Source organism: Paenarthrobacter sp. DKR-5 (assembly GCF_018531425.1).
GTDB lineage: Bacteria > Actinomycetota > Actinomycetes > Actinomycetales > Micrococcaceae > DKR-5.
Map to the genome: position 1 here is coordinate 58,681 of NZ_JAHBOI010000003.1, position 22,783 is coordinate 81,463.

21 protein-coding genes are annotated in these 22,783 nt (G+C 65.9%); 10 read left to right on the plus strand and 11 right to left on the minus strand.

The window, feature by feature from the left end:
• Positions 1 to 2: 2 nt before the first annotated feature.
• The 6 genes from KIH31_RS06575 to KIH31_RS06600 all read left to right on the plus strand — a co-directional run bounded on the left by KIH31_RS06575 (position 3) and on the right by KIH31_RS06600 (position 5,012).
• Entirely contained in the window at positions 3 to 992 is a 990-nt protein-coding gene (locus KIH31_RS06575) for an ABC transporter permease (protein ID WP_214426310.1), read from the plus strand.
• Positions 993 to 994: 2 nt separating this feature from the next.
• Positions 995 to 2,146 (plus strand): Gfo/Idh/MocA family protein, encoded by a 1,152-nt coding sequence (locus KIH31_RS06580; RefSeq protein WP_214426311.1) that lies wholly within the window; start codon positions 995 to 997, stop codon positions 2,144 to 2,146.
• Positions 2,143 to 2,961, plus strand: a complete 819-nt coding sequence (locus tag KIH31_RS06585; RefSeq protein WP_214426312.1) for a sugar phosphate isomerase/epimerase — start codon at positions 2,143 to 2,145, stop codon at positions 2,959 to 2,961. Before KIH31_RS06580 ends, KIH31_RS06585 begins: the two co-directional genes overlap by 4 nt.
• 30 nt (positions 2,962 to 2,991) lie before the next feature.
• Positions 2,992 to 4,164: a Gfo/Idh/MocA family protein gene (locus KIH31_RS06590; protein WP_214426313.1), complete on the plus strand. Its 1,173-nt coding sequence runs from the start codon at positions 2,992 to 2,994 to the stop codon at positions 4,162 to 4,164.
• 59 nt (positions 4,165 to 4,223) lie between these two features.
• The gene (locus KIH31_RS06595) at positions 4,224 to 4,532 is read left to right on the plus strand and encodes a putative quinol monooxygenase (protein WP_250545641.1); all 309 of its coding nucleotides are present in this window, start codon (positions 4,224 to 4,226) and stop codon (positions 4,530 to 4,532) included.
• 135 nt (positions 4,533 to 4,667) lie between these two features.
• The gene (locus tag KIH31_RS06600; RefSeq protein WP_214426314.1) at positions 4,668 to 5,012 is read left to right on the plus strand and encodes an L-rhamnose mutarotase; all 345 of its coding nucleotides are present in this window, start codon (positions 4,668 to 4,670) and stop codon (positions 5,010 to 5,012) included.
• A gap of 137 nt (positions 5,013 to 5,149) precedes the next feature.
• Here the strand turns inward: KIH31_RS06600 and KIH31_RS06605 are convergent, their stop codons facing one another.
• The 5 genes from KIH31_RS06605 to KIH31_RS06625 form a co-directional block, all read right to left on the minus strand.
• Positions 5,150 to 7,423, minus strand: a complete 2,274-nt coding sequence (locus KIH31_RS06605) for an alpha-L-rhamnosidase (protein ID WP_250545642.1) — start codon at positions 7,421 to 7,423, stop codon at positions 5,150 to 5,152.
• A 39-nt stretch (positions 7,424 to 7,462) separates the two neighbouring features.
• Complete coding sequence (locus KIH31_RS06610) at positions 7,463 to 8,296, minus strand: carbohydrate ABC transporter permease (RefSeq protein WP_214426315.1); 834 nt, start codon at positions 8,294 to 8,296, stop codon at positions 7,463 to 7,465.
• A complete protein-coding gene (locus tag KIH31_RS06615; protein ID WP_214426316.1) occupies positions 8,293 to 9,228 on the minus strand; it encodes a carbohydrate ABC transporter permease in 936 nt (311 codons plus the stop codon). Before KIH31_RS06615 ends, KIH31_RS06610 begins: the two co-directional genes overlap by 4 nt.
• Before the next feature lie 104 nt (positions 9,229 to 9,332).
• Positions 9,333 to 10,586, minus strand: coding sequence for an ABC transporter substrate-binding protein (locus KIH31_RS06620; RefSeq protein ID WP_250545643.1), 1,254 nt, complete (start codon positions 10,584 to 10,586; stop codon positions 9,333 to 9,335).
• Between the two features lie 216 nt (positions 10,587 to 10,802).
• The gene (locus tag KIH31_RS06625; protein ID WP_214426318.1) at positions 10,803 to 11,816 is read right to left on the minus strand and encodes a LacI family DNA-binding transcriptional regulator; all 1,014 of its coding nucleotides are present in this window, start codon (positions 11,814 to 11,816) and stop codon (positions 10,803 to 10,805) included.
• A 162-nt stretch (positions 11,817 to 11,978) separates the two neighbouring features.
• Here KIH31_RS06625 and rhaI point away from each other — a divergent pair, with 162 nt between their 5' ends.
• From rhaI to KIH31_RS06640, 3 genes are read left to right on the plus strand one after another with little or no spacing between them, the layout of a single operon-like run.
• On the plus strand, positions 11,979 to 13,145 hold the full coding sequence (gene rhaI, locus KIH31_RS06630; RefSeq protein ID WP_214426319.1) for an L-rhamnose isomerase: 1,167 nt from the start codon (positions 11,979 to 11,981) through the stop codon (positions 13,143 to 13,145).
• A 5-nt stretch (positions 13,146 to 13,150) separates the two neighbouring features.
• Complete coding sequence (locus KIH31_RS06635) at positions 13,151 to 15,187, plus strand: bifunctional aldolase/short-chain dehydrogenase (RefSeq protein ID WP_214426320.1); 2,037 nt, start codon at positions 13,151 to 13,153, stop codon at positions 15,185 to 15,187.
• Positions 15,184 to 16,665 carry a rhamnulokinase family protein gene (locus tag KIH31_RS06640; protein WP_214426321.1) on the plus strand — a complete coding sequence of 494 codons (1,482 nt, stop codon included), beginning with the start codon at positions 15,184 to 15,186 and terminating at the stop codon, positions 16,663 to 16,665. The genes KIH31_RS06635 and KIH31_RS06640 overlap by 4 nt, the downstream gene beginning before the upstream one ends.
• Here KIH31_RS06640 and KIH31_RS06645 read toward each other — a convergent pair.
• From KIH31_RS06645 to KIH31_RS06665, 5 genes are all read right to left on the minus strand, one after another.
• Positions 16,646 to 17,347 carry a type 1 glutamine amidotransferase domain-containing protein gene (locus KIH31_RS06645; protein WP_214426322.1) on the minus strand — a complete coding sequence of 234 codons (702 nt, stop codon included), beginning with the start codon at positions 17,345 to 17,347 and terminating at the stop codon, positions 16,646 to 16,648. The genes KIH31_RS06640 and KIH31_RS06645 overlap by 20 nt on opposite strands.
• A 47-nt stretch (positions 17,348 to 17,394) precedes the next feature.
• Positions 17,395 to 18,264: an aldo/keto reductase gene (locus tag KIH31_RS06650; protein WP_214426323.1), complete on the minus strand. Its 870-nt coding sequence runs from the start codon at positions 18,262 to 18,264 to the stop codon at positions 17,395 to 17,397.
• 79 nt (positions 18,265 to 18,343) lie between these two features.
• Entirely contained in the window at positions 18,344 to 19,183 is an 840-nt protein-coding gene (locus KIH31_RS06655; protein ID WP_214426324.1) for a patatin-like phospholipase family protein, read from the minus strand.
• 220 nt (positions 19,184 to 19,403) lie between these two features.
• Positions 19,404 to 20,888, minus strand: coding sequence for a peptide MFS transporter (locus KIH31_RS06660; RefSeq protein ID WP_374224865.1), 1,485 nt, complete (start codon positions 20,886 to 20,888; stop codon positions 19,404 to 19,406).
• Positions 20,889 to 20,993: 105 nt separating this feature from the next.
• Positions 20,994 to 21,728 carry a hypothetical protein gene (locus KIH31_RS06665; RefSeq protein WP_214426325.1) on the minus strand — a complete coding sequence of 245 codons (735 nt, stop codon included), beginning with the start codon at positions 21,726 to 21,728 and terminating at the stop codon, positions 20,994 to 20,996.
• A gap of 305 nt (positions 21,729 to 22,033) precedes the next feature.
• On the opposite strand from KIH31_RS06665, the gene KIH31_RS06670 reads away from it, so the two are divergent.
• Positions 22,034 to 22,534 (plus strand): SRPBCC domain-containing protein, encoded by a 501-nt coding sequence (locus KIH31_RS06670; RefSeq protein ID WP_214426326.1) that lies wholly within the window; start codon positions 22,034 to 22,036, stop codon positions 22,532 to 22,534.
• Between the two features lie 6 nt (positions 22,535 to 22,540).
• On the opposite strand, the gene KIH31_RS06675 is transcribed toward KIH31_RS06670, so the two are convergent.
• Complete coding sequence (locus KIH31_RS06675) at positions 22,541 to 22,750, minus strand: DUF2945 domain-containing protein (RefSeq protein WP_214426327.1); 210 nt, start codon at positions 22,748 to 22,750, stop codon at positions 22,541 to 22,543.
• Between the last annotated feature and the right edge of the window lie 33 nt (positions 22,751 to 22,783).

The window sequence follows — 22,783 nt, forward strand, 5'->3', positions numbered from 1 at the left end:
CCATGAGCAAGACAAGCGCAATAGGAACCGGTGACGTCACCGCTTCGCACAACAACTTCGGCGGTGTGCTGAGGGAACTCGACTGGCGGCGATACGTCATCTACATCGGTTTCGTCGTCGTCTTCATTTTCTTCGCTGTCCTTCTCCGGGACGAGGGGTTCCTTTCCGCGAACAACCTGCTGAATATCTTCCGCCAAACGGCAACCATCACGGTCATCGCCGTCGGCATGACATACGTCATCGCCTGCGCCGAGATTGATCTGAGCGTGGGTTCAACTGCAGGGCTGTCGAGTGTTGCGGCTGCCATGGCAATTTCGCACTGGGGCCTCGTGCCCGGTGTCCTCGCGGGGCTCGCCGTCGGCGTCGTTGTCGGCGCAGTCAACGGCTCCTTGGTGAGCCTGCTGGGAATCCCTTCCTTCCTGGTGACTCTGGGTATGCTCGGAATTGCCGCAGGTGCTGCGCAATGGATCACCGCATCCGCGCCGCAGCCGATCCTCGATGACACTTTCAACACCATCTTCGGCTCAGGAAACCTCGGCCCGATCCCCGGGTTGGTGCTGTGGTCGGCGGTAGCTGTGGTCATCGGCGCGATTGTTCTGTCGCGCACAAAGTTCGGCCGTCAGGTCCTGGCGACGGGCGGAAACCGCACGGCCGCGGATTTCACTGGTATCAACACCAAGCGAATCAAATTCCAGGTCCTGCTGATTTCCGGTGTCGTCGCGAGCATTGCGGGCATGCTCTATGCCGGCCGCCTCCAGTCCGGACGATTCCAGTGGGGTACCGGGGACGAGCTTTCCGCTATCGCTGCGGTCATTCTCGGCGGAACCAGCCTGTTCGGCGGCAGCGGCACGGTCATCGGGACACTGTTCGGATCGTTGCTGATCGGTTTGATCAACAACGGACTGATCCTGGCCGGGCTGGACAGCAGCCAGCAGCAGGTCGTCCGCGGCTGCATCATCATCCTCGCCGTCGCCCTGGCCCGAAAGAAGTAACGATGAGCCGCAAGCTCCGGTCCGGAATCATCGGTGCCGGGTTCATGGGGTCGGTCCACGCGCACGCCGTCCGTGCTGCCGGGGGTACGGTCAGCGCCGTCGCCAGCCGCAGTACGGCGGGCGCGGAAGCGGCAGCTGGCAGACTCGGCGCAGAAACAGTTGCCGAGTCGCCGGAGAGCCTGATTGCCAGGGACGACGTGGACGTGGTTCATATTTGCACTCCGAACGCCAGCCACGCCGACCTCGCGAGGAAAGCGATCTCGGAGGGGAAGGCGGTGGTCTGTGAAAAGCCACTTGCAACCACGGCCGCGGATGCCAGGGACCTGACGGAAATGGCGGAACGGGCCGGGACCGTCGCAGCGGTGCCGTTTGTGTACCGGTTTTACCCGGTGGTCCGGGAAGCACGCGGCAGGCTCGCCGAGGAAGAAGCCGGCCGCCTCTGGCTGCTGCATGGTTCTTACCTGCAGGACTGGCTGGCCGGTGCGGGCACCACCAACTGGCGTGTTGATCCGGGAGTGGGCGGTGCGTCCCGGGCCTTTGGTGACATCGGAGTGCACTGGTGCGACCTGATGGAGTTCGTTACCGGCCACCGAATCACCCGACTCGTCGCGAAAACCTCCCGTGCGTTCAACCAGCGCCGAGGCGCAGGATTGCTCGAAGAGGTCGGCACCGAAGACGGCGCCGCCCTGCTCTTCGAAACCGACCGCGGCGCGGCAGGGTCGCTGGTCGTCAGTCAGGTCACGCCCGGCAGGAAGAACCGGCTGTGGTTTTCCTTCGACGGGACGGAAGCCTCTTTCAGCTTCGACCAGGAGCAGCCGGACACCCTGTGGATCGGCAGGACCGGTGCGAACACCCGCATCGCCAGCGGTCCGGACACTCTTACCACGCCGGCCGGCAGGCGCTACGCGCGGCTGCCAGCCGGACACCCGCACGGTTACCAGGACAGCTTCAACGCCTTCGTTGGCGACGTCTATTCAGCCGTCCGGCACGAGGTCCCCGAGGGCCTTCCAACGTTCCGGGACGGGCTGCGCGCGGCGCTCATCACCGAGGCGCTCATCACCTCCGCCGCCGGTGAAGGCTGGGTAGATGTGCACAACACCTCCCGCATCCGGGCGGCAACCCACTCCTCCTCGCTTGAAAGGCAACAGTTATGAAACTTGGATATTGTTCGATTACCTGGGGAGGCGTCGTCGGCCACCCCACCGGGGTTACGAGCGTCAAGGACCTCTTCTACCTCACACACGGTCCCATGGACAAAGCGGTCCTGGACATTGCCTCTGCCGGTTACGCCGGCGTGGAAATGTTCGACGGAAACCTCGCCGAATACGCAGACAGGCCCGAAGAGCTGCGCGGCATTCTGGACACCGCGGGCGTTTCACTGGTGAGTGTCTACACCGGCGCGAATTTCATCTACGCCGACATCCTGCCCGATGAAATGCACCGCATTCGCCGGTCGGCCGAACTGGCCGCGGCGTTCGGAGCTGAGCGGCTGGTGGTCGGCGGCGGCGCGCAGCGCGCCTCCGGAACCCAGGGGGAAGACTACGCGCGGCTCGGGGCGGCGCTGGACCAGGTCACCGATGTTGCTGAGAGCTTCGGCCTCTCTGCCAGCTACCACCCGCACCTGAGCACGATCGTCGAGGGCCCGGAGGAACTGGAGCGGCTCATGGCCCTCACCCGCATCGGCTTCTGCCCGGATACGGCCCACCTCGCAGCCGGCGGGGCCGACCCGGCTGCCATGATCCGCAAGTACCCTGACCGGATCCGCCACGTCCACCTGAAGGACTTCCGCAAGGATCCGTTCGCCTTCCTGCCCCTGGGGCAGGGCGAACTCGACTTCCCTGACATTGTCGCCGCCATCAAGGAGAGCGGCTATGACAGCTGGCTCATGGTCGAACTTGACGAATACGACGGCGATCCCCGCGCGGCCGCCGAAATCAGCCACAGGTACCTCACCGGTCTCCTCGCCTGACCGGGACCTCTACAGCAAAGGAACACCATCATGAAAAATCTCAACGTCGGCCTCATCGGAGGCGGCTTCATGGGCAAGGCCCACTCTCTGGCTTACTCCGCGATGCCCATGTTCTTCTGGCCCGCGCCGGCCATGCCGATCCGCCACACCATCGCCGAAGCGAACGACCAGCTCGCCGCCGAAGCCGCAAGCCGCTTCGGCTTCGAGAACTCCACCTCGGACTGGCGGCGCATCATCGACGACCCGAACATCGACGTCGTCGACATCGCCACGCCGAACCACCTCCACGCCGAGATCGCCATTGCGGCAGCCGAGGCCGGCAAGCACATCATTTGCGAGAAGCCTCTGGCCCGCACCGGCGACGAGTCCAAGGCGATGTACGACGCGGTGAAGGACGCCGGCATCGTGCACATGGTCGCGTTCAACTACCGCCGGACGCCCGCCGTCGCCCTGGCGAAGAAGTACATCGAGGAAGGAGCGATCGGGCGCATCCTCAACTTCCGTGGTACCTACCTCCAGGACTGGAGCGCGGATCCGAACTCACCGCTCTCCTGGCGCTTCCAGAAATCCGTGGCGGGCTCCGGCGCACTGGGCGACATCGCCACCCACGTGATTGACATGGCGCGCTACCTGGTGGGCGAGTTCTCCTCCGTCAACTCGATCCTCTCGACCTGGATCCCGGACCGGCCGCTGCAGTCCGGCGGCGCGGACGCCCTCGGCAACGTGCGAGGCGGCGACGGGCCCCGAGCCGACGTCGACGTGGACGACGAGGTCATGACCATGATCCGCTTCGCCAGCGGAGCCGTCGGGTCAATCGAGGCGACCCGCAATGGGTGGGGCCGCAACAACTTCATTACCTTCGAGATTCACGGCACCGAGGGCAGCATCGTCTTCAACTACGAGCGCCGTGACGAACTCCAGGTGTGCTTCGCAAGCGACGGCGACGACCGCCGTGGCTTCCGGACGGTCTACACCGGTCCGGCACACCCATACGGCGACGGTCTGTGGCCGATCCCGGCGTTGGGTATCGGCTACGGCGAAACAAAGATCATCGAGGCGCACGACTTCTTCAAGGCCATAGCGGAGGGCGGCAGCGTGAGCCCGAACTTCGCCGACGGTTACCAGACCGCCCTGATTGACGATGCGATAGTCGAATCAGCGGAAAAGGAAGTGTGGGTCGACGTTCCCTCGATAGCGGACTAAGCCCCCCAAACGTGGGGGCGCCCCGCACCGGCGCCCCCACCAACCCCCTAGGACCAACCATGACTGACTTTCCTGATCGCCGGACCCCCGAGGTTTGGTTGATGCCGGTGTTCACGCCCGCACCCGGACGAGCGCAGGACCTGCGCAAGGCTCTCGCAGAGCTCCAAGGTGCCAGCCGGGACGACGAGGGCTGCCTGCAGTACACCGTGTTCGACGACGGCAGCCGGTTCGTCCTCATCGAGGGCTGGCGCCGCCAAACGGACCTCGACGCGCACAACGAGCAGGCCCATACTCGAGACTTTGTCGCCGTGTCGCCGGACCTTCTGGCGGAGCGGTTCACCGTCACCCCCGTAACGCCCCTTGCATGAACCGTCAGGGTCGCCAGCGCCGTGGAGAGGGTGGAAGTCAGTGCGGGCCTCGCCGATCCCTCCGTTGACCTGCGCACGGCTCTCCCATAGCGTGTCGCCCATGCTCCTGAAACGACTCACACCCCGAGGCCGCTGATGCGCGTGTGTCTGCGCTCCTCGGTGGACCCCAGCCGGCTCGAGGAATACCGCCAACGGCACGCGGAGGTGTGGCCGGAGATGCTCGAGGCGCTGCACCGCACGGGCTGGCGGAACTACTCGCTGTTCCTCGCCGATGACGGGCTCCTGATCGGCTACCTCGAATGCGACGACTTCGATGCCAGCCTCGCGCTGATGCAGCTCGAAGAGGTCAACGCCCGCTGGCAGAAGGAGATGGCCGCGCTGTTCTCGGACCCCGGGCAGCAGCCGGACCAGGGCTTCGTGCGGGTTCCGGAGATCTTCAACCTCGAAGACCAGCGCGCCCGGCACAGCCGCCGAGTCTGAGCTTTCAGTTCGTGCGGGGTCCCCGGGTCCCTGGGCTCGCCGTGAGGAGTTTGACGGAAGGAGGGCCCCGGGCGCACAGTAGGTGAGCCGGACAGCTCCACTGGGCGGGGGGCCCTCCTTCTTACCAGTACTGAGGTTCAGCGCTGGGGCGCGGTGACCGCCGGGACGATGGTCACTTTCTCGGTCAGGTGGCCGGCCGAGAGCGGACGGTCGTCCTGACCGGGCAAACGAAGGATGCCAGTGATCCCGGAGGGGACGTCAGCCTCGACCGTTAGCTGATCTCCCTCGAGCTCCCACCGCACGGCAATGCGTCCGTGCGGGGTTTCGAGGGCCGTCTCCGCCTCGGTGAGACCGCCGCCGGGCAGCGGCGCGATCAACACAGAGGCGTAACCGGGGGTGAGGGGCGAAATTCCGCCTACGACCCGGTGCATCCAATCAGCCACCGCGCCGAGGGCATAGTGGTTGAACGATGTCATCTCGCCCGGGTTGATGGTTCCGTCCGGAAGCATCGAATCCCAGCGCTCCCATACCGTCGTCGCCCCCATCGTTACCGGGTACAACCACGATGGGCATTCGCGCTCCAGAAGCAGCCGGTAGGCGTCTTCAACGTGACCGGTCTTGGTGAGCGCGTCGGTGATGAACGGCGTACCCGCGAAGCCGGTCGAGATGCGATAGCCCGCCGCCGCAGATAGTTCGGCGAGCCGCTCGCCGGCGGCTTTTTCGTCGGCTGCATCGAGCAGTTCGAACACGATCGCCAGCGCATAGACGGTGGCGCAGTCGCTGTGCACTACGCCGTCGCGCACATAGTTCGTGTTGAACGCGGAGCGCAGGTCGGAGGCAAGTTGTTCGAATTCCGCTTGCTCAGCAGTCAGACCGAGCAGCGCTGACGTTGCAGCCACGAGTTTTGCGCTGCGGTAGGCGCATGCGGTCGCAACGACGCCCTTGTCCGCCTTGGCCTTCGCCGGGTCTTCCGGCGGCGCGTCGGGGTCGAGCCAGTCTCCGAACTGAAAGTTCCCGTCCCATACGCCGGAGGGCGACAGCAGCGACCTCACGCGTCGGACATGGGAGGCCATCGAATCGAATTGCCTGCGCAGCACGTCCTCGTCGCCGTACGCCTGGTAGAGAGCCCAGGGGACCCACACCGACGCATCGCTCCAGATTGCCGTGGACTCCACCGGGCCGAAGGTCGTCGGCTTGTCGAGGTACTTCAGCACGTCGGGAATGACGAAGCCGACGATGCCGTCGTGGTGCTCTTGCTCAAGTGCCAGGTCGATAAGCCAGTCACTGAGGAACGCGTCCACGTCATAGAGAAAGGCTGCGGTCGGCGCGAAGGCCGCGATATCACCCGTCCAGCCAAGGCGCTCGTCACGTTGGGGGCAGTCCGTGGGCACATCGACGAAGTTGCCCCGCATTCCCCACACCACGTTCTCGTGGAACTGGTTGAGCGTGGGGTCCGATGTGCGGAACGTGCCGATCCGCTTGAGGTCGGAGCCGACGGCGACAGCAGTGAGGCTGTCCGGTACCAGCTCGCCCGGCCAGCCGGTGATTTCCGCATAGCGGAATCCATGGAAGGTGAAGGTCGGTTCGAACACATCCTCGCCGCCGCTCAGGATGAATTTGTCGGTGGCGAGAGCGCTTCGAAGCGGCCGGGTGCCGAGCTCGCCGCCTTCGAGAACCTCCGCATGCCGGACGGTTATCTCCGTCCCCGCGGGCCCGTGCGCACGGATCTTGATCCAGCCGACGAGATTCTGGCCAAAGTCCACCAACGTCTTCCCCGAGGGCGACGTGGTGATTTCTTTGACGGGCAGCTCCGCCCAGCGCTTCACGGCCGGACCGACATACGGCGTGAGCCTGGCTGCGTCGAAATCGAGCGGCTCTACGCCCTTCCAGCCCTCGCCGGCAAAAGCGGGTTGCTTCCACGAATCGTCCACAAGGCGCCCGTCGATGGTCTCGCCGTCGTAGAGGTCGTTCGCGAGCACAGCGCTCGGTCCTGAGCTCCACGTATCATCCGTGCCGACGACCTGGGTCGTGCCGTCTTCGAATGTCACCTCCAGCTGGGCGAACGCGCCGAGTTTGTCGCCGTAAAATCCGGAGCCCCCCATCCAGGTCAGACGGCCGCGGAACCAGCCGTTTCCGAGCGCCAATCCCAGGACGCTGGTGTTATCCACGAGCTGGGTGACGTCATAGGTAGCGTACCGGAGCCGCCACTCGTAGCTGCTCCATCCCGGCGTCAACAGATCCTCGGACACCGGGCGTCCGTTCAGCCACGCTTCGACGACACCGAGCGCGGTGAGTGTCAGCGTGGCGCGTGCGACGGCGCCGTGGCCTTCTTCGAGGACAAATTCACGCCGCAGCAGGGGTGCTCCGTTGAAGTCCTCGGCGGCGGTGATCATGCGGGCTTGCCAGTTCATAGATATATCTCCAATGGATTCGTTCCGGGTCACGGGGTATCAGCCTTTGACAGCGCCGCTGGTCATGCCGGCGACGATCTGCCTGTTGAAGAAGATGTAAGCGAGGAGGGGCGGGATGGTGATGAGGAAAATCGCCATGAACAGGAGGTTGTAGAAGCTCAGGTTCTGGCCGGAAAAGGTGTAGAGCGCGAGCTGCACAGTCACGTTGTGGTTTCCGGGGAGGAAGTAGAGCGGGCCAGCGAAATCGTTGAAGACGAAGACGGACTGCACCACGATCACCGTCACCACCACGGGGCGCAGGAGCGGCAGCACGACCCGGAGAAAAAGGCGGACAGGTCCGGCGCCGTCGAGCACGGCTGCTTCGTCGAGTTCGCGCGGGATGTTGCCGACGAACGCGCGGAACAACAGGATACAGAAGGAGAGTCCGAAGGTTGCCTCGATCAGGATCATCCCTGGCATGGTTCCGAAGAGCTTCAGACCCTTAAGCACCCAGATGGTGGGGACCACTGCGGGCGGAACGATGAGGCCGGCGAGGACGAAGAAGTTGACGAGCGGACCCCATTTGCTTTTCTTGCGCGCGAGAACGTACCCGGCCATTGCCGAGACGACCACCATCAGCGCCACCGAAACGATTGTCAGGATCGAGCTGTTCAGGATTGCCCGCCACAGCACGCCGTCATTCGATTTCAGGGTTTCCAACAGGTTTGGAAAGAACTGCCAGTCCGTGGGCCAGGAGAAGGCGAGGTTCGAGGCCTCGGCCGGGGTCTTGGCGGCTTGCAGCAGGACGAAGGCAAACGGGACGAGGAAGACGACGAAGGACACGACGATTGCGACAACGCCGACAATCCAAACCCTGGTGCGTTTGGGCGTCACAGTTCCACCGGCTTTCGGTTGAGGAAATAGGAGAGGGGCACCATGATCACCGTGACCAGCAGGAAGAGCACCACGTTGCCGGCGGTGGAGAGGCCGTAAAAGCCGGCCTGGTACTGCTTGTAGATCACGGAGGCGAGCACGTCGCTGGTGAAGCCGGGACCGCCACCGGTGGTGGCCCAGATGATGTCAAACGATCGGAGGCCACCGATCAGGGAGAGAATGATGACGGTCGCCGTCGCCCCTTTGGAGAGAGGGATCGTAATCAGTCGAATCGTTTTCCACGAGCTGGCCCCGTCGATCCGCGCCGCCTCGAAGTACTCGTTGGGGATCGCGACAATGCCGGCCATGAAGATGAGGGTCGCGATGCCGACGCCCTTCCAAATATCAACTCCCGCGATCGTATAGAGGGCGAGGTTGGGATCGGTGAACCAGCCCGGTTGAGGCAGCCCGAAGAAGCCGAGAACTGCATTCACCATGCCGTGGAACGGATCGAGCAAAGACTTGAACATGATCCCGACACCGATCGTGGAGAGCAGCACAGGGAAAAATATGACGGCGCGGAGGTACCCGCGGCCGAGGATCGGGCTGGTGAGCAGCAGCGCGAGGAAGAAGCCGAGGATGACCTTGGAACCTGAGGTAAGGGCCGCATAGATCAAGGTGTGGATGAAGCTCGTGTAGAGCTGAGGGTCCCTGAAGAACTGCACGAAGTTCTCAAACCCGATGAACTGCGCGTCGAACAGTGACCAGCGAGTCAGGGAGAAGTAGAACGACGAGAACGAGGGAATGACGAAGAAGACGACATACAACACGATCGCTGGAAGGAAGAACCAGGTCGGATAGAACGACTTGATCGGTCTCCGTTTCCTCGCGGCCGGCTCTTGGGCGACGATGTCGGCCGCTCGTCTTGCGGTCGCGGCATTAGCAGTCGACATGTTTACTCCTCATTGAGTTCAGTGCTGTGGTGCAGGCGCGGGGCCGACCGGGCAGCCGGCCCCGCGCTCGGACGCCAGGCGTCCGATGGGTTTGTCCGGCGGACCTACCAGCCCTTGATGCCGAGTTGCTGGGCTTGCGCCTTCACGTCCTGGTCGTAGAGTGCCGCCCCCTCCTTGTCGGTGGAGATGCCCGAGCCGACCTGGATGAGGATCTTCTCCAGGTTCGGGCCCTTGATCGGCGAGAGGAACTCCAGCGCGAGGCCTGTTTTCTTCGCGTCCTGGTACTTGAGTTCGTCCTTGACCAGGGCCGGGGCGCTGTCCGGGACCTTGCAGGCACTGGTCGCGAACGGGCCGGCCGGAGTGCCCACGCTGTTCTGGATGTCGCAGCCCTTGGCGGAGTTGATGAAGGCAACCAGCTTCTTCGCGGCCGCGAGCTTGTCATCCGTCGTGGACTTCGGAATGTAGGCGCCGAATGCCGCCCAGACGGTCGCGTGGGGGTCGCCCGAGTCGGCCGGCATCGCGAAGTAGCCGATGTCGTTCACCTGGTCGGGGTTGCTCTGCACAACGTTGCCGATCACGGAGGTGATCATGGGGTACTGCGCACCCTTGCCGGTCGCGAGCATCTTCAGCGCGTTCACGTTGGTCAAGGAAGCATAGTCCTTGTTCATGAGGCCCTTGTCGAAGATTTCCCGCGTGTGAGTGAAACCGGCCAGGGCAGGCGGGTTCGAATACTTCGCTTTGTTGTTCGTGTAGTCACTCGCCCAGTTCGGATTCTGGGCGCTGATGTTGGCGAAATCGGCGAGGACGAACAGCTGCGAGGTCCAGGTGTCACCGTAGGACTGGATCACCGGGGTGATCCCGGCCGCCTTGATCTTCTCGCTGTTGCTGATGAATTCGTCCCACGTCTTCGGCACCGACAGCCCGAGCTTCGCGTAGACCTTCTTGTTGTACATGATGCCGCCGTCAAACGTGGTTCCCCACGGAGCGCCGTACAGGCCCTTGTCCGTGCTGACGGTCTTCTTGAAGTCGTCGGTAAGATCTTTGGCCCAGGGCTCGTCCGTGAGGGGCTGGAGCTGGCTGTCCGGGTGGAGCGCCTGGAAAAGGGAACCGGAGTTGTACAGAAAGACGTCGTTCATTTCGCCGGTGGAAAGCCGCGTCTTGATGAGGTTGTCGCCGTCCGTGCCGCCGGGTCGCGTCTCAACCTTCACGGTGATCGACGGGTTTTCCTTCTGGAAGGCGGTGGCCAGATCGTTCGCGAATTTTGTGTTGACGGGGTCATTGCCGCCTGCAAGCAGCGAAATCGTCGTTGATCCGGACCCGCTTGCAGAGCCACAGGCGGCCAGGGTTGCAGCCAGCATTGCTGTGCCTCCGATGATGGCAGCAATGCGGGATGCCGTCCGTCGAGCAAACATGAAATACCTCCTCGTATTTAGCGTTGTGCCTCCGCGGGTTTCGGATCGCATTGAAACGCTTCAACTCAAGGTAGAGGAGCATGGGTTGGGCGTCAATACCCCCCTGTAACGATTCAGTCTCGCGGCCCGCAGTTCAGCGTGCCGGTCTTGCGTCGGATGCTCTTAAGCGCCGACGGTGCTAGCCCGTGCGACCAGTTCGGGTTCGTAGACGACCTGCCGGTGCTTGTCGGGGTGGCTGATTTCCTCGGCCAGGAGCTCGACGGCGGTTTGGCCCAACAGGCGCGTGGGCTGCCGGATGGAGGAGAGCGGGACAACGGCCGAGGAGGCGAAATCGATGTCGTCGTAGCCGATGAGGGCCACATCATCCGGGATCCTGAGGTCGCGGAGCATCGTCAGTGACTGCATGACTCCCAGTGCCAGCAGGTCGTTGGCGCAGAAGATGCCGTCCGGCCGCTCTGCCTTGCTGCGGGCCGCCAGCCGGTCACCCGCAGCGCGCCCAGCGAGCACGGTCAGCTCCTTCTCTTCGAAGACTTCCATGCCCGCGCCCGGGGTCTCCGCGACCGCTCGCTCCGCGCCCAACCTCCGGTCATGCACCTGTCTGATGCTGTCCGGGCCGCCAATGAAGGCCAGCCGTCGCCGGCCCAGCTCCAGCAGGTGCCGAGCCGCAAGGTAACCTCCGACGGTGTCATCCACGGATACGGAGCTGAACAGGGTCGGATCGGCAATCCGGTCCACCAGTACGGCCGGCACACCGCGGTCGCGCAGCGCCATGACGCGGTCGCTGACATCGCCCACGGGGGAAATGAGCAGGCCCTGCACGCGCTGTTCTTCGAACAAATCGATGTAATGACTTTCGCGGTCTTCGTCCTGCCCGCTGTTGCCGAGGACGACGGCGCTGCCCGTTTCGGCGGCCGCGTCCTCGGCCGCGCGGGCGACCGAGGTGAAGAACGGGTTGCCGACGTCGAGCACGATCAGGCCGATGGTCCGGCTGCGCCCGGCCCTGAGTTGCCGGGCGGCGTCATTGCGCACGAAGCCGAGTTCCCGGATCGCGGCGAGCACACGCTTCCGTTTCTCCTCGGCCACGCGTTCGGGATGGTTGAGCACGTTGGAGACGGTCCCGACGGCGACGTTGGCCCGCTGGGCCACGTCCTTCACGCTCACCGATTGTCCGTTCATCCTGACCCCTTCCCGTCTGGCGCTCAAAGCCTTGACGCCCCATTTCTGCAAGGATATCGTTGAAACGTCACAGTGAAACGATTCAACAAGTCGACCGGGTGTCTGCACCCGCGTCGTGCATCCGCCGGCCGCCCTCATCGCGCCGCACCGAAGGAGCAATCCATGACCGAAATGGCCACCGCCCTGAGCCGGCTCTCCGAGCTGGCTATCGAGGTCCCGTCCTGGGCATATGGCAACTCCGGGACCCGGTTCAAGGTCTTCGGCACGCCCGGAACCCCGCGCACGGTACGGGAGAAGCTGCAGGACGCGGCCAAGGTCCACGAACTGACAGGCCTGGCCCCGACTGTGGCCCTGCACATCCCTTGGGACAAGGTCGAGGACTACGCCGCGCTGCGTGAGTACGCGGCGGGCCTCGGCGTCGGGCTTGGCACGATCAACTCGAACACCTTCCAGGACGAGATCTACAAGTTCGGCAGCCTCACGCATTCGGACGACGCCGTGCGGCAGAAGGCGATCGACCATCACCTCGAATGCATCGACATCATGGACGCCGCCGGGTCGCGGGACCTGAAGATCTGGCTCGCGGACGGCACCAACTACCCGGGACAGGACGACATCCGGCGCCGGCAGGACCGGCTGGCGGACTCGCTCCGGCAGATCTACGACCGTCTGGGCGAAGACCAGCGGCTGGTGCTCGAGTACAAGTTCTTCGAACCGGCCTTCTACCACACCGACGTCCCGGACTGGGGCACCTCCTACGCGCAGACGCTGGCGCTGGGGGACAAGGCCATGGTTTGCCTTGATACCGGCCACCATGCCCCCGGCACGAACATCGAGTTCATCGTCGCGCAGCTGCTGCGGCTCGGGAAGCTCGGCTCCTTCGACTTCAACTCCCGCTTCTACGCGGACGACGACCTGATCGTCGGGGCAGCGGACCCGTACCAGCTGTTCCGGATCCTGTATGAGGTGATCCGGGGCGGCGGCTTCGGCAAGGACTCCGGCGTCGCCCTGATGCTGGACCAGTGCCACAACCTCGAGGAGAAGATCCCGGGCCAGATCCGCTCGGTGCTCAACGTGCAGGAGATGACGGCCCGGGCCCTGCTGGTGGACACGGAGGCGCTGGCAGAGGCCCAGCGCGCCGGGGATGTCCTGGCCGCGAACGGCATCTTCTCCGACGCGTTCTACACCGACGTGCGCCCGGCTCTGGCTGACTGGCGCGAGTCGCGTGGCCTGCCGGCGGATCCGATGGCCGCCTACAAGGCCAGCGGTTACCAGAAGCAGATCAACGAAGAACGCGTCGGCGGGGCCCAGGCCGGTTGGGGAGCGTAGGGGCGATGACGAACACGACAGTCCAGGAGCTGCTGGCCCGTTCCAACCGGCTCGGCGCGGACAAGCGCAACACCAATTACGCCGGCGGCAATACCTCGGCCAAGTGCACCGCTACGGACCCTGTCACCGGCGAGGACGTGGAGCTGCTCTGGGTGAAGGGCTCCGGCGGGGATCTCGGCACTCTGGGGGAGGAGGGCCTGGCCGTGCTGCGGCTGGACAGGCTCCGTGCCCTGCAGAACGTCTACCCTGGCGTCGAGCGCGAGGACGAGATGGTTGCGGCCTTCGACTACACCCTGCACGGCAAGGGCGGGGCCGCGCCGTCGATCGACACCGCGATGCACGGGCTGGTCGACGCCGCGCATGTGGACCATCTGCACCCGGACTCGGGCATCGCGGTGGCGACGGCGGCCGATGGCGAGGCGCTGACGAAGGAGATCTTCGGCGGCAAGGTGGTGTGGGTGCCGTGGCGCCGACCCGGATTCCAGCTCGGCCTCGACATCGCTGCCATCAAGGCTGCCAACCCCGACGCCGTCGGCACCATCCTGGGTGGCCACGGCATCACCGCCTGGGGCGCCACCAGCGACGAAGCGGAGGCGAATTCGCGCTGGATCATCGAGACCGCCGAGCAGTACATCGCCCAGCACGGAAGGCCCGAACCGTTCGGTGCGAAACTGCCGGGCTTCGGCGCGCTGCCGGAAGCCGAGCGGCGCGCGAAGGCTGCAGCGCTGGCCCCCGTGATCCGCGGGCTTGCTTCCACGGACAAAGCCCAGGTCAGCCACTTCACCGATGCTCCGGCAGTGCTGGAGTTCCTCGAATCCGCGGAGCATCCACGCCTGGCTGCGTTGGGTACGAGCTGCCCGGACCACTTCCTGCGCACCAAGGTCAAGCCTCTGGTGCTGGACCTGCCGGCGTCGGCGTCCCTGGAGGAATCCGTTGCCCGGCTGAAGGAACTGCACGCCGCCTACCGCGAGGACTACGCCGGCTACTACCGGCGGCACGCGGACGCGGATTCCCCGGCGATGCGCGGGGCGGACCCGGCGATCGTGCTGGTCCCGGGAGTGGGCATGTTCTCCTACGGAACCAACAAGCAGACAGCCCGCGTCGCCGGGGAGTTCTACCTGAACGCGATCAACGTGATGCGCGGGGCAGAGGCGATCTCCCGCTACGAGCCGATCGAAGAAGCCGAGAAGTTCCGGATCGAGTACTGGGCGCTGGAGGAAGCCAAGCTGGCCCGGCTGCCCAGGCCCAAGTCGCACGCCACCCGCGTGGCGCTGGTCACCGGGGCTGCCTCCGGCATCGGCAAGGCTATCGCCACCCGGCTGGCCGCCGAGGGGGCCTGCGTCGTGATCGCGGACCTGAACCTCGAGAACGCACAGCAGGTCGCGGCGGACCTCGGGGGCCCGGACACCGCCGTCGGCATCCAGGCGGACGTGACCCGCGAGGAGCAGGTGCAGGCCGCGGTCGACGCCGCGGTGCTGGCCTTCGGCGGCCTCGACCTGGTGGTGAACAACGCCGGCCTGTCCATCTCCAAGCCGCTGCTGGAGACCACCGAAAAGGACTGGGACCTGCAGCACGACGTGATGGCCAAGGGCTCCTTCCTGGTCTCCAAAGCGGCCGCGAAGGTGATGATCGCGCAGGAGATGGGCGGGGACATCATCTACATCTCCTCGAAGAACTCCGTGTTCGCCGGGCCCAACAACATCGCCTACTCGGCAACCAAAGCGGACCAGGCGCACCAGGTGCGGCTCCTCGCTGCCGAACTGGGCGAGTACGGGGTGCGGGTCAACGGCATCAACCCGGACGGCGTGGTGCGCGGCTCGGGCATCTTCGCCGGAGGCTGGGGCGCCAAGCGGGCGGCGGTCTACGGCGTCGAGGAGGAGAAGCTGGGTGAGTACTACGCGCAGCGCACCCTGCTCAAGCGCGAGGTCCTGCCGGAGACGGTGGCGAACGCGGCCGCGGTGTTGACGTCGGCGGAACTGTCGCACACCACGGGCCTGCACGTCCCGGTCGATGCCGGCGTCGCAGCCGCCTTCCTGCGATGACCGGCGCCGCTGCGGACGGGGGCGTGTTCGCCGCCGTCGATGTCGGGGCCTCCTCGGGGCGCGTCATCCTCGGCCGGCTGCGCGGGGGCAACATCGAGGTGGACATTGTGCACCGGTTCCCTAACGGAGTCAGCCGGATCGACGGCGCGCTGCGCTGGGACTTCGAGGCCCTGATGGAGGAGATCCTGACCGGCCTGCGGGCCGCAGGCGAGCATGCCACGGCGGCCGGCGAGCACATCGTCAGCATCGGGGTCGACACCTGGGCGGTCGACTACGGTCTGGTCGACGAAGCCGGGAAACTGACCGCCGTCCCGTTCAGCTACCGCGACGAGCGCAGCCGTGCCGCCGTCGCCGGCGTGCACGCCAGGCTGGACCCGGCGCGGCTGTATGCCGCCACGGGGATCCAGTTCCTGCAGTTCAACACGATCTATCAGCTCGCCTGTGAAAAGGACCTCTCCGGCAAGCAGGCGCTGCTCATCCCGGACTTGATCGCCTTCCGGCTGACCGGCCAGCGGCGCACCGAGGCCACCAACGCCTCCACCACGGGACTGGTTGACGCCGTTGCGGGCGAGTGGGCCACTGAATTCTTCGGCCCCCTCGGACTGCCCAAAAAGCTCTTCCCGCCACTCATCCAGCCCGGAGAAACCCTCGGAGCACTGCTCCCGGAGGTCGCCGAACGCACCGGCCTCGATGCCGGGACCACGGTGGTGGCGGTCGGGTCGCATGACACGGCCTCGGCCGTGGTCGCGGTTCCTGCCACCGAGCCGGGGTTCGCCTACATTTCCTCAGGCACGTGGTCCCTGGTGGGGGTAGAGCTCGGCCACCCGGTGCTCACCGAGGCGAGCCGGGCGGCGAACTTCACCAACGAACGCGGTGTGGACGGGACCATCCGGTACCTGCGCAACGTCGGCGGGCTGTGGCTGTTGCAGGAGTCGCTGCGCGCGTGGGCCCACGAGGGTCTCAGCCTGCACCTGGACCGGCTGCTCGACGAGGCCGCCGCCCTGCCGCCCGGCGGCCCGCGGATCAATGCGGACGACCCCGTCTTCATCCCGCCTGGCACCATGCCGGACAGGATCCGCGCGGCCGTCCGCGGGCATGGCGGGCAGCTGCCGGGCGAGCCGGCCGCCGTCGTGCGCTGCATCCTCGACAGCCTCGCCGAGGGCTACGCCCGCACGCTGGGGGACGCCGTCCGGCTTTCCGGGCACCCGGTGAACGTCGTGCACATCGTGGGTGGCGGATCGCAGAACGAACTGCTCTGCCGCCTCACCGCCGAGGCCACCGGGCTGCCCGTCGTCGCCGGACCCGTCGAGGCCACGGCCCTGGGAAACCTTCTGGTCCAGGCCCGTGCCGCCGGCGCCACCGGCCGGCAGCCGCGCCTGGCCGACCTGCGCCGGCAGCTTGCGGCCGCGCAGGCCACGAAGCGCTACGAGCCCGCGGGCCGGCGCGGCCGGCTGGAGACTACTCCGCCAGGGCCTTGATGACTTCCTTGGCCACGGCCTCGCTGGACTGCGGGTTCTGGCCGCTGATCAGGTTGCGGTCGCGGACGACGTTGCTGGTCCACGCGGCACCGTTCTCGATGACGGCGCCCTTCTCCCGCAGCACATCCTCGACGAACCAAGGAGTGTTCGGGCCGGTGCCCCCGCCGAGTTCCTCATCGTCGCTGAACACGGTGAGCCGGCGGCCGGCGAAGGCAAACGCGCCGGATCCGTCCTTCGCGCTGAGTAGCGCTGCCGGACCGTGGCAGAACGGGGCAACGATCTTGCCGGCCTGGTCCGTCTCGACCAGCAGGCGGCCGAGGTCCGCGTCCTGGAAAAGGTCGGCCATGGGCCCGTGGCCGCCGGGCATGACGACGGCGTCGTAGTCTGTTGCCTTCGCCTCAGCGAGCACCAAGGGTGAGGACAGCTCGGCGTCAATGGAGTCGATGTAGGCGCGGAACCTGTCCGCCTTCTCCTGGCTCCCGGCCGACTCGGGCGCGAGGCTGACCTGGTCCACCGTGGGCTTGCGGCCGCCGGGCGTCGCGATGGAGACCGTGTGCCCGGCCTCGAGCAGGGTGCGGTGCGATTCGACGAGTTCCTCGGCCCAGTAGCCGGTGGGGTGCTCGCTACCGTCGCGCATGGTGAGGGAATCGGCGGCCGAGAGGACCATCAGGATGTTTGCCATGGGATTACTCCTTGAAATTGGGGGTTGGGAAAGCTGCAGGGACGCGCTCAGCGCGCGTTTTCGAGTTCGGTGAAGGTGGCGTCGTCGATGACCAGGCCGGCGGCGCCCATGTTCTCCTCAAGGTGCTTGACGGAGCCGGTGCCGGGAATCGGCATCATCACGGGGGAGCGACGCAGCAGCCACACGAGGGCAACCTGCGACGTCGTCGCACCCAGCCGCTTCGCGGCTTCATCGAGCGGACCGCCCGGCTTGGCCAGGTCGCCGGCGGAGATCGGGGCCCACGGAATGAACCCGATGCCGTTTTCCGTGGCGTAGTCCAGCACGTCCTCGGACTTGCGGTCCGTCAGGTTGTAGCGGTTCTGCACTGTGGAGACGGTGAAGAACTGCTCCGCGGCCTTCAGCTGGTCCACGCTCACTTCGGAGAGGCCCAGCGCCTTGACCTTGCCTTCTCGCTGCAGGTCGCTCAGCACGCCGAACTGCTCCTCGGCGTCGACCTTGGGATCGATCCGGTGCAGCTGCAGCAGGTCCAGGGCGTCAACCTTGAGCTTGCGCAGGCTCAGCTCGGTCTGCTGGCGCAGGTATTCGGCGCGGCCGACCGGCACCCACTGGTTCGGGCCGGTGCGGGTGAACCCGACCTTCGTGGCGATCCGGACGCCTTCGGGGTAAGGGTGGAGGGCTTCGGCGATGATCTCTTCGCTGATGTTCGGGCCGTACGAATCAGCAGTGTCGATGAAGTCCACGCCCAGCTCCACGGCCCTGCGGACGACGTCGACGGCGGCCTTGCGGTCCGCCGGCTCGCCCCACACGCCGTCACCGACGATGCGCATCGCGCCGAACCCGAGACGGTGCACCGTCCCGAGGTCCTTCAGATCAATGGTTGCGGGAGTCTTCCGAGTGTCTTCATGTTCGGTCGTCATACCGGGTTGAACAGCATGCTTAGCATTTCTATTCCGAAGCGTTCCCCGGAGCGCATGGTTCGCGGCGCGTGGTGCGCGGTCAGGACCAGAGGTGCGCGACGGCGTCGGCGACCGTTCGGGCCTGCCGGCGTCCGGCCTCGGCGGACGCGGCCGTGCGGTTGGCATCGAGGGAGTTCCGGCCCAGTGCCTGCCGTGCTTCCCTGTCCGGCGAGACAACGACGGAGCGGACCCCGCCGCCCAGCGCCGCCACCTGGGCTTCGGCCTTCCATTTCCGCTTGAGGGCGAACGTCGTGGGTGCCAGGACGAGCACCGCGTCGTGCCCGGCGGCCAGGTCCGCGTTGATGGAGGACAGGGCACCGCCGTCGATATAGCGTTCCCCCGCAATGGTCATGGGCGGCAGGACTGTGGGCACGGCGCAACTGGCGGCGACGGCGTCGATCAGGTGCACCCCGCTGGTCCTGTCGAACACGCGCCGCTGGCCGGAGACAGCGTCGAACGCGGGAATGAGCAAAGGCTCCTGCGGCCAGTCTGTGATGGAGGCGTGGGCCGCAAAGGCGCTCCGGCGCTCCTCCTCGGTCATGGTGACTGCGCGCAGGGCGGCCTTCCCGATGCGCCGCGCGATGGAATGGTCCGGCCCGGGCATGAGGTGAGCGCCGTAGACGGCGGTCAGGTAACGGGCGCCAAACGCGGCGTCCAGCTTGACGGAGGGGCCGCGCTGTTCGGCGTCGAACAGCTCTTCAATCGGGGTGCCCATGCGCAGCTGCGCAGACACCGCCGAGCCGGCGGACGTGCCGACCATCAATTCGGCGTCACCAAGCGGGATGCCGAGCTCGGTCAGGCCGAAGATCAGGCCGGTTTCCCAGGCAATGCCGGTGTAGCCGCCGCCTCCGAGCACCAAGGCCCTGCTGCGCGTTCCCACTGTGTTCCTGCTCCTTCACGGGCGCCGCCAAGATAAGGCGCCCACATTCATGGTAGGTCGGTGCGGGCCGCGCGGACGGCCGTGATCGCTACCGGAGGAATCAGCCGCTGCTCTCCCTTCCGGGAGGTGAAAGGGCCCCTTCGCGCGCGAAGGGGCCCTTTTGGCTGGTTTCACCTCCCGGGCGGGAGGGCGCCCCGGGGTCGGGGAGGCGGTGCGGGTCCTAGTGGACGCCGCTCATCAACTTGCGGATGGGCTTGGTGGCGAAGAACAGCAGGACGCCGAGCACGATCGACGCGCCGCCGATCATGCCGAAGTACGCGCCCTCGGTGCTGGGCGAGTAGGAGTCCGCCAGCACACCGGACATGGCCGAGCCGAGCGCCACCGAGAGGAAGAACAGGGCCACCATCTGGGTCCGGAACACCTGCGGGGCCAGCTTGGTCGCCAGCGACAGCCCCACGGGGGAGAGCAGCAGTTCCGCGACGGTGAAGACCAGCAGGATGAGCGTCAGCCACAGCACCGGAGTGGCGTTCTTGCCCGTGCCGGCCATCGGCAGGAACATCAGGAACGCGGCGCCCATGATCACCAGCGCGAGGGTGAACTTCATCGGCGTCGACGGCTGGCGCTTGCCCAGCTTGGTCCACATGGCCGCGAAGACGCCGGCAAGCAGGATGATGAAGACCGGGTTGATCGACTGGACCCAGGAGACGGGCATCTCCCAGCCGAAGAGGCTGCGGTTCAGGCGCTCGTCCGAGTAGATCGTCACAACGGTGAACTGCTGCTGGTACAGGCTCCAGAACGCGGCGCTCGCAATGAACAGCGGGATGAACGCGTACACGCGGCGGCGTTCGACGGCGGTGATCTTCTTGCTGCTGAGGATGACGGCGAAGTAGGCCACGGCAGCGATGATCGTCAGGCCTACGACGACAGTCGCCAGGTTGCCGGGGTTGATCAGCCCGGTCGCAACGGCCGCCGCGATCAGCACGACGGCGGCGACGGCGATCCCGGCCCACTTCCGGTACTGCTCCTTCGGCAGCGGGTTCTCGATCCGGTGCGAGGCCTCGGGCAGGTTCTTGCGCGTCAGCGCGTACTGGGTGAGGCCGATGGCCATGCCGACAGCAGCCAGCCCGAACCCGAAGTGGAATCCGAGGGTGGTCTGCAGCAGGCCGGTCAGCAGCGGCCCGATCAGCGCGCCGATGTTGATGCCCATATAGAAGATGGAGAATCCCGCGTCGCGCCGCTCGTCGCCCTCCGCGTAGAGGGTGCCGACCAGCGACGTCGCGTTCGCCTTGAGGCCGCCGCTGCCGACGGCGATCAGGACCAGGCCGACGCCCAGGCCGGCCACGCCGGGGATCAGGGCCAGGGACACATGCCCGGCCATGATCAGCACGGCGCTGTAGAACAGCACGCGCTCGGACCCGAGCAACCGGTCCGCGACCCACGCCCCGAGAATCGTGGAAAGGTACACCCCGCCGCCGTAGGCGCCGACGATCCCCGCCGCGATTCCCTTGCTGATGCCGAGGCCGCCTTCGGTGGCCGCGTAGTACATGTAGATCAGGAGGATGCCCTGCATCCCGTAGTAAGAAAAGCGCTCCCACAGCTCAACACTGAACAGATTTGCCAGCATCCGGGGCTGCCCCAGGAAGGTTCTTTCGGGGGCCGGAGCGGCGCTAAGAGGTGTTGCTTGTTTGGTACTCACTGACAAAATGGTGTCACTTATGCATGGTCGATGTCACATTCAAGTCCCGTCCACCCCTTGGACATCGCTCGGATTCCGCCCGGATTTCGCGGGCAAGCGACCGAATTCGGCGGCCTACCCGGTGTGGCCGTCAAGCGGCAGATGGCCGCCGCGATGCGCTTTATGGATCTCGCCCGGACGCCGGTTTCGCAGGGAGAACACCACGAGGTAGGCGCCGCCGAGCACCAGCACCACCGGGACCACCAGGTTCAGACCGCTCAGCAGCGCGGTTGCCTGCACGGCGAACAGCAGTCCCATCACGCCAAGGATGACGGCCGGGAACAGCGGCCATTTCATGTGCGTGATGATGTGCCCGTCCGGACCTTTCCCGGTGCGCACCGGCACCGCGGTCAGTGCAGCGAAGGTGGCGGCGATACCCAGGAACAGGACTGCTGGCACCACCATGCCGCCGGACTCGGCGGGGATTGCCGTGACCACGGCGAGCGTCCAGAGGACGCCGGCCGGAATCAGTGCCCACCAGTTTCCCCGCTCACGCAGGTACACCGCCATGAAGCCGCCGCCGAGGAAGAGGAAGAAGAGTGAACCGCCCCACCCTTGCGCCGACGTCGGCAGCAGGATGCCCCAAGCGGTGACCACGGCCAGGCCGGCGAAGACGAAGCCGGGGATGGCTGCCCACCAGTTGTCGCGGCTGCGGAAGAACAGGGCGAGGAAGGAGACTCCGGCAGCGCCGAAGATGACCGGCCAGATCAGCGAGGCCCCGTTGACGACGCCGAGGACATCGAGCAGGAGCAGCACGCCCGCCGCGATCAGGACCACACCCAAGGTGATGCTCGACTTTGTTGACTTCATGGCGGCAACTCCAGGCTGGGGAGGAGGGCTTGTTCTGCTTCCACGCTAGGGCGTTCCCAATGGCGCGGTTAGGGGAGAAAGTCACCGTGCCGGGCACCGGTCCGCCGATCGGTTCGGGGGCGGCCAGGGCCGCCTTCTTTGGCGCGGAGCTTAGAGGTGACCGGTCCGGTTTACGCCCCGGCGGAAAGTGCCGTCAAGGGTCCAACGGGCCGCGCGCCTACCTATTGACAACGGCGCCCCGGGAGTACATTCGGCGGTATCCCGCATCCCGGGCCCACCATCCCAGCGCATCAGGGAGACCCCCAATGTCCGTTGAATCGCAGAAGGCAGACAGCGTAGTCCTTGTCGACGGCGACACTCTCACCCTCAGTTGGCGCCTCGACGCACCCAGCCACGCCGTCTTTGACGCCTGGACCGACCCGGACCAGCTCGCGCGCTGGTGGGGCCCGGAGGCGGTGGATACCCCGCGGGCCTCCATCCAAATCGAGCCTTGGGTTGGCGGAGCCTGGAAGGCCACCATGGTGCTGAAGGACGGCTGCGGCGAATTCACGAGCCACAGCCGGTTCACGCGCATCAAGAAACCCCGGCTGATCGAGTTGATGGAACAACCCTCCGAGCTGGTCCCCTTCGAGTCTGTCCTGAGAATCATGTTCCGCGACGTCGACGGAGGGACGCTCATGACGGTGGACCACCGGATGCTCGTCGGCACTCCGAACTGGGACGGTGCCGTCGAGGGATGGAGTTCGTCCTTCGGCAAGCTCGGCCGCCTGCTCGCTGACGGAGACAGCGTTAAGGCAGCCTGCTGAGAAGTGCTATTTGCGGGTGAGCGCGCCTTCCTTGTGCATCGCCAAGTGGCCCGTCTTGTCGCTCTCGACCTCGTACTGCGGATCGTCCTCGCTGCAGTGCCGCGTGCGGCCCCGGAATTCGACGTCTTTGGTATGGACCTTGGTGACGTGGCCCTCGATCACGCCCGCTTCGGAGTTCCACCGCACCTTGTCGCCCACTGAAAACTTGTGGGCCATTTTCGCCTCCTGCAGAGTTCACCATTGTTCCCT

Coding starts and splice junctions, on each gene's coding strand:
- KIH31_RS06575 (WP_214426310.1), top strand. CDS start 3: ATGAGCAAGACAAGCGCAATAGGAACCGGTGACGTCACCGCTTCGCAC.
- KIH31_RS06580 (WP_214426311.1), top strand. CDS start 995: ATGAGCCGCAAGCTCCGGTCCGGAATCATCGGTGCCGGGTTCATGGGG.
- KIH31_RS06585 (WP_214426312.1), top strand. CDS start 2,143: ATGAAACTTGGATATTGTTCGATTACCTGGGGAGGCGTCGTCGGCCAC.
- KIH31_RS06590 (WP_214426313.1), top strand. CDS start 2,992: ATGAAAAATCTCAACGTCGGCCTCATCGGAGGCGGCTTCATGGGCAAG.
- KIH31_RS06595 (WP_250545641.1), top strand. CDS start 4,224: ATGACTGACTTTCCTGATCGCCGGACCCCCGAGGTTTGGTTGATGCCG.
- KIH31_RS06600 (WP_214426314.1), top strand. CDS start 4,668: ATGCGCGTGTGTCTGCGCTCCTCGGTGGACCCCAGCCGGCTCGAGGAA.
- KIH31_RS06605 (WP_250545642.1), bottom strand. CDS start 7,423: ATGAACTGGCAAGCCCGCATGATCACCGCCGCCGAGGACTTCAACGGA.
- KIH31_RS06615 (WP_214426316.1), bottom strand. CDS start 9,228: ATGTCGACTGCTAATGCCGCGACCGCAAGACGAGCGGCCGACATCGTC.
- KIH31_RS06620 (WP_250545643.1), bottom strand. CDS start 10,586: ATGCTGGCTGCAACCCTGGCCGCCTGTGGCTCTGCAAGCGGGTCCGGA.
- KIH31_RS06625 (WP_214426318.1), bottom strand. CDS start 11,816: ATGAACGGACAATCGGTGAGCGTGAAGGACGTGGCCCAGCGGGCCAAC.
- rhaI (WP_214426319.1), top strand. CDS start 11,979: ATGACCGAAATGGCCACCGCCCTGAGCCGGCTCTCCGAGCTGGCTATC.
- KIH31_RS06635 (WP_214426320.1), top strand. CDS start 13,151: ATGACGAACACGACAGTCCAGGAGCTGCTGGCCCGTTCCAACCGGCTC.
- KIH31_RS06640 (WP_214426321.1), top strand. CDS start 15,184: ATGACCGGCGCCGCTGCGGACGGGGGCGTGTTCGCCGCCGTCGATGTC.
- KIH31_RS06645 (WP_214426322.1), bottom strand. CDS start 17,347: ATGGCAAACATCCTGATGGTCCTCTCGGCCGCCGATTCCCTCACCATG.
- KIH31_RS06650 (WP_214426323.1), bottom strand. CDS start 18,264: ATGACGACCGAACATGAAGACACTCGGAAGACTCCCGCAACCATTGAT.
- KIH31_RS06665 (WP_214426325.1), bottom strand. CDS start 21,728: ATGAAGTCAACAAAGTCGAGCATCACCTTGGGTGTGGTCCTGATCGCG.
- KIH31_RS06670 (WP_214426326.1), top strand. CDS start 22,034: ATGTCCGTTGAATCGCAGAAGGCAGACAGCGTAGTCCTTGTCGACGGC.
- KIH31_RS06675 (WP_214426327.1), bottom strand. CDS start 22,750: ATGGCCCACAAGTTTTCAGTGGGCGACAAGGTGCGGTGGAACTCCGAA.